Origin of the sequence: Marinobacter koreensis (assembly GCF_023156285.1) — a bacterium.
GTDB lineage: Bacteria > Pseudomonadota > Gammaproteobacteria > Pseudomonadales > Oleiphilaceae > Marinobacter > Marinobacter koreensis.
The window spans coordinates 1-5,625 of the sequence record NZ_JAKZAJ010000008.1; the positions used below are offsets into that span (position 1 = coordinate 1).

A 5,625-nucleotide genomic window follows, 5' to 3' on the forward strand; every position below is an offset into this window, starting at 1 on the left:
CGGTTGACAAGGTCGGGATTCGATGTAGAATACGCGGCCTTGATTGAGCAGAGGCTCAACGCTCTTTAAAAAGTTAACCAAGTAATTCGTGTGGGCGCTGGCCGAGGTATTTCGGACACGAAATATCAGGACAGTGACTCGTCGAAATTGAGTTTTGTCTTGAGCAAGAATAGAGAATCTTCGGATTCTTGTATGATTTAAACTGAAGAGTTTGATCATGGCTCAGATTGAACGCTGGCGGCAGGCTTAACACATGCAAGTCGAGCGGTAACAGATCCAGCTTGCTGGATGCTGACGAGCGGCGGACGGGTGAGTAATGCATAGGAAACTGCCCAGTAGTGGGGGATAGCCCGGGGAAACCCGGATTAATACCGCGTACGCCCTTCGGGGGAAAGCAGGGGATCTTCGGACCTTGCGCTATTGGATGTGCCTATGTCGGATTAGCTAGTTGGTGGGGTAAAGGCCTACCAAGGCGACGATCCGTAGCTGGTCTGAGAGGATGATCAGCCACATCGGGACTGAGACACGGCCCGAACTCCTACGGGAGGCAGCAGTGGGGAATATTGGACAATGGGGGCAACCCTGATCCAGCCATGCCGCGTGTGTGAAGAAGGCTTTCGGGTTGTAAAGCACTTTCAGTGAGGAGGAAAACCTTATGGTTAATACCCATGAGGCTTGACGTTACTCACAGAAGAAGCACCGGCTAACTCCGTGCCAGCAGCCGCGGTAATACGGAGGGTGCAAGCGTTAATCGGAATTACTGGGCGTAAAGCGCGCGTAGGTGGTTAGGTAAGCGAGATGTGAAAGCCCCGGGCTTAACCTGGGAACGGCATTTCGAACTGTCTGACTAGAGTATGGTAGAGGGTAGTGGAATTTCCTGTGTAGCGGTGAAATGCGTAGATATAGGAAGGAACACCAGTGGCGAAGGCGGCTACCTGGACCAATACTGACACTGAGGTGCGAAAGCGTGGGGAGCAAACAGGATTAGATACCCTGGTAGTCCACGCCGTAAACGATGTCAACTAGCCGTTGGGACTCTTGAAGTCTTAGTGGCGCAGCTAACGCACTAAGTTGACCGCCTGGGGAGTACGGCCGCAAGGTTAAAACTCAAATGAATTGACGGGGGCCCGCACAAGCGGTGGAGCATGTGGTTTAATTCGACGCAACGCGAAGAACCTTACCTGGCCTTGACATCCTGCGAACTTTCTAGAGATAGATTGGTGCCTTCGGGAACGCAGTGACAGGTGCTGCATGGCCGTCGTCAGCTCGTGTCGTGAGATGTTGGGTTAAGTCCCGTAACGAGCGCAACCCCTATCCCTAGTTGCTAGCAGTTCGGCTGAGAACTCTAGGGAGACTGCCGGTGACAAACCGGAGGAAGGTGGGGATGACGTCAGGTCATCATGGCCCTTACGGCCAGGGCTACACACGTGCTACAATGGCGCGCACAGAGGGCTGCAAACCCGCGAGGGCAAGCCAATCTCTTAAAACGCGTCGTAGTCCGGATCGCAGTCTGCAACTCGACTGCGTGAAGTCGGAATCGCTAGTAATCGCGAATCAGAATGTCGCGGTGAATACGTTCCCGGGCCTTGTACACACCGCCCGTCACACCATGGGAGTGGATTGCACCAGAAGTGGTTAGTCTAACCTTCGGGAGGACGATCACCACGGTGTGGTTCATGACTGGGGTGAAGTCGTAACAAGGTAGCCGTAGGGGAACCTGCGGCTGGATCACCTCCTTAAACGAAGCCGAATGCTTCGGTCAGAGTCCACACGAATTACTTGGTTGGCTAATAAAGAGAGCAAAAGGGTCTAGCAGGCCCGTACCATTGGGTCTGTAGCTCAGGTGGTTAGAGCGCACCCCTGATAAGGGTGAGGTCGGTGGTTCAAGTCCACCCAGACCCACCAGAATTTCACTGCTCGTCGTTGCGTCCGGACTTGCATAGCAGGCTATGCGGCGCCCGAACGCGCCTAGATCAGTAAAATCCTGGTCGTCGACGATAGCAGGGCGCAGGACAGGTTTCGTTAACCTAGGCGCAGCTTGAGTGAGTAAGGGAGTGACCCTCGATGGGTCGTGACTGCAGCGAACGAATGCTGAAACGACGGGTAACGGAAGCTGGACAAGTTCTGGGGCCGTAGCTCAGCTGGGAGAGCGCCTGCCTTGCACGCAGGAGGTCAGGAGTTCGATCCTCCTCGGCTCCACCAAACATAACTGGCTAGCATTGTTAGCAGTGTGCAGAAACAAGTGTTTCGGTTTGATGAAGGTATCAAGCGAAGCTCTTCTTTCTGATCACTGGGTCAGATTTGCTCTTTAACAAATTGGACGAGATAGAACACGAATATTCTTCTCTCATTATCTCCGAGGGAAGATGTTCAAAGTGATAGCGATTTCAAGCGTTATCCGGTGTTGTCGTTGAGGTGGTTGTTATATCGCTTCAAGGAACTGTCTCCAGTTGTTGGTTTCCTGGTTTACCAGGGATCGATAGATGGAACACAGTTGTCTTGGGGTTATATAGTCAAGCAACTAAGCGCATACGGTGGATGCCTTGGCAGTCAGAGGCGATGAAAGACGTGGAAGCCTGCGATAAGCTTCGGGGAGGTGGCAAACAACCTTTGATCCGGAGATCTCTGAATGGGGAAACCCACCTGGTTTCGGCCAGGTACCGTACAGTGAATCCATAGCTGTACGGGGCGAACCGGGGGAACTGAAACATCTAAGTACCCCGAGGAAAAGAAATCAACCGAGATTCCCTCAGTAGCGGCGAGCGAACGGGGACCAGCCCTTAAGCTGAACAACTGGTAGGAGAAGGCTCTGGAAAGTGCCGCCATAGTGGGTGATAGCCCCGTATCCGAAACCTGAGTTCAGTGAAATCGAGTAGGTCGGCGCACGAGAAACGTTGACTGAACATGGGGGGACCATCCTCCAAGGCTAAATACTCCTGACTGACCGATAGTGAACCAGTACCGTGAGGGAAAGGCGAAAAGAACCCCTGTGAGGGGAGTGAAATAGATCCTGAAACCGTATGCGTACAAGCAGTCGGAGCACCTTCGGGTGTGACGGCGTACCTTTTGTATAATGGGTCAGCGACTTATGTTCAGTGGCGAGGTTAACCGTTTAGGGGAGCCGTAGGGAAACCGAGTCTGAATAGGGCGATTTAGTCGCTGGGCATAGACCCGAAACCGGGCGATCTATCCATGAGCAGGTTGAAGGTGCCGTAACAGGCACTGGAGGACCGAACCCACTGTCGTTGAAAAGCCAGGGGATGACTTGTGGATCGGAGTGAAAGGCTAATCAAGCCCGGAGATAGCTGGTTCTCCCCGAAAGCTATTTAGGTAGCGCCTCGGACGAATACCACAGGGGGTAGAGCACTGTTTCGGCTAGGGGGTCATCCCGACTTACCAACCCGATGCAAACTCCGAATACCTGTGAGTACTATCCGGGAGACACACGGCGGGTGCTAACGTCCGTCGTGAAGAGGGAAACAACCCAGACCGCCAGCTAAGGTCCCCAAGTACCAGTTAAGTGGGAAACGATGTGGGAAGGCTCAGACAGCTAGGAGGTTGGCTTAGAAGCAGCCATCCTTTAAAGAAAGCGTAATAGCTCACTAGTCGAGTCGGCCTGCGCGGAAGATGTAACGGGGCTCAAACTGGTCACCGAAGCTGCGGCTGCATACTTTGTATGCGGGGTAGGGGAGCGTTCTGTAAGCCTGCGAAGGTGTGTCGAGAGGCATGCTGGAGGTATCAGAAGTGCGAATGCTGACATGAGTAACGACAATGCGGGTGAAAAACCCGCACGCCGGAAGACCAAGGGTTCCTGCGCAACGCTAATCGGCGCAGGGTGAGTCGGCCCCTAAGGCGAGACCGAAAGGTGTAGTCGATGGGAAACGGGTTAATATTCCCGTACCTTGGATAGCTGCGATGGAGAGACGGAGAAGGCTAGGTGAGCCGGGCGACGGTTGTCCCGGTTTAAGCAAGTAGGGAGTGGGATTAGGCAAATCCGGTTCCACAATCCTGAGATGCGACGACGACTGCCCACGGGCGGGAAGTCATTGATGCCCTGCTTCCAGGAAAATCTTCTAAGCTTCAGGCTATTCGAGACCGTACCCCAAACCGACACAGGTGGTCAGGTAGAGAATACCAAGGCGCTTGAGAGAACTCGGGTAAAGGAACTAGGCAAAATGGTGCCGTAACTTCGGGAGAAGGCACGCTGGTTGTAGGTGAAGCCCCTGCGGGTGGAGCCGAAGCCAGTCGAAGATACCAGGCCCCTGCGACTGTTTATTAAAAACACAGCACTCTGCAAACACGAAAGTGGACGTATAGGGTGTGACGCCTGCCCGGTGCCGGAAGGTTAATTGATGGGGTTAGTCCTCGGACGAAGCTCTTGATCGAAGCCCCGGTAAACGGCGGCCGTAACTATAACGGTCCTAAGGTAGCGAAATTCCTTGTCGGGTAAGTTCCGACCTGCACGAATGGCGTAACGATGGGGGCGCTGTCTCTACCCGAGACTCAGTGAAATTGAAATCGCCGTGAAGATGCGGTGTATCCGCGGCTAGACGGAAAGACCCCGTGAACCTTTACTATAGCTTCACAGTGAACTTTGAGCATGCTTGTGTAGGATAGCTGGGAGGCTTTGAAACCGGGACGCCAGTTCCGGTGGAGCCAACCTTGAAATACCAGCCTGGCATGTTTGAGGTTCTAACTTGGTCCCCTGATCGGGGATGAGGACACTGTGTGGTGGGTAGTTTGACTGGGGCGGTCTCCTCCCAAAGCGTAACGGAGGAGCACAAAGGTGGGCTAAGCATGGTCGGACATCATGCGGTTAGTGTAATGGCACAAGCCCGCTTAACTGCGAGACAGACACGTCGAGCAGGTGCGAAAGCAGGTCATAGTGATCCGGTGGTTCTGTATGGAAGGGCCATCGCTCAACGGATAAAAGGTACTCCGGGGATAACAGGCTGATACCGCCCAAGAGTTCACATCGACGGCGGTGTTTGGCACCTCGATGTCGGCTCATCACATCCTGGGGCTGAAGCCGGTCCCAAGGGTATGGCTGTTCGCCATTTAAAGTGGTACGCGAGCTGGGTTTAGAACGTCGTGAGACAGTTCGGTCCCTATCTGCCGTGGACGTTGGAGATTTGAGGAAAGCTGCTCCTAGTACGAGAGGACCGGAGTGGACGAACCTCTGGTGTTCGGGTTGTGTCGCCAGACGCACTGCCCGGTAGCTATGTTCGGACAGGATAACCGCTGAAAGCATCTAAGCGGGAAGCCCCTTCCAAGATGAGATCTCCCTGGACCCTCGAGGTCCCTGAAGAGCCGTTCAAGACCAGGACGTTGATAGGTCGGGTGTGTAAGCGCTGCGAGGCGTTGAGCTAACCGATACTAATTGCTCGTGCGGCTTGACTATATAACACCCAAGACAATTGCGGATAACAAAGAAATCGATCATCACTGTCAGAGCCATCTGACCGTTCTATCCCGTCCCCCAGTGATCAACCGTTTTGCCTGACGACCATAGCGGTCTGGAACCACCTGATCCCATCCCGAACTCAGACGTGAAACAGACCAGCGCCGATGGTAGTGTGGCATGGCCCATGCGAGAGTAGGTCATCGTCAGGCTCCTAACCCAAA

General features: G+C 53.9%; 2 tRNA genes and 3 rRNA genes. All 5 read left to right on the plus strand.

The features are described 5' to 3' along the window. Positions 1 to 199 precede the first annotated feature (199 nt). The 5 genes from MLD04_RS17595 (at position 200) to rrf (ending at position 5,613) form a co-directional block, all read left to right on the plus strand. Positions 200 to 1,739, plus strand: a 16S ribosomal RNA gene (locus tag MLD04_RS17595). An 89-nt stretch (positions 1,740 to 1,828) separates the two neighbouring features. Beyond that, positions 1,829 to 1,905: transfer RNA gene (locus MLD04_RS17600), tRNA-Ile, on the plus strand. Between the two features lie 221 nt (positions 1,906 to 2,126). Beyond that, a tRNA-Ala gene (locus MLD04_RS17605) sits at positions 2,127 to 2,202 on the plus strand. Between the two features lie 309 nt (positions 2,203 to 2,511). After that, positions 2,512 to 5,401, plus strand: a 23S ribosomal RNA gene (locus MLD04_RS17610). A gap of 97 nt (positions 5,402 to 5,498) precedes the next feature. Continuing rightward, a 5S ribosomal RNA gene (rrf, locus tag MLD04_RS17615) occupies positions 5,499 to 5,613 on the plus strand. The 16S, 23S and 5S rRNA genes sit together here with 2 tRNA genes alongside, the layout of an rRNA operon. The last annotated feature ends 12 nt before the right edge of the window (positions 5,614 to 5,625 follow it).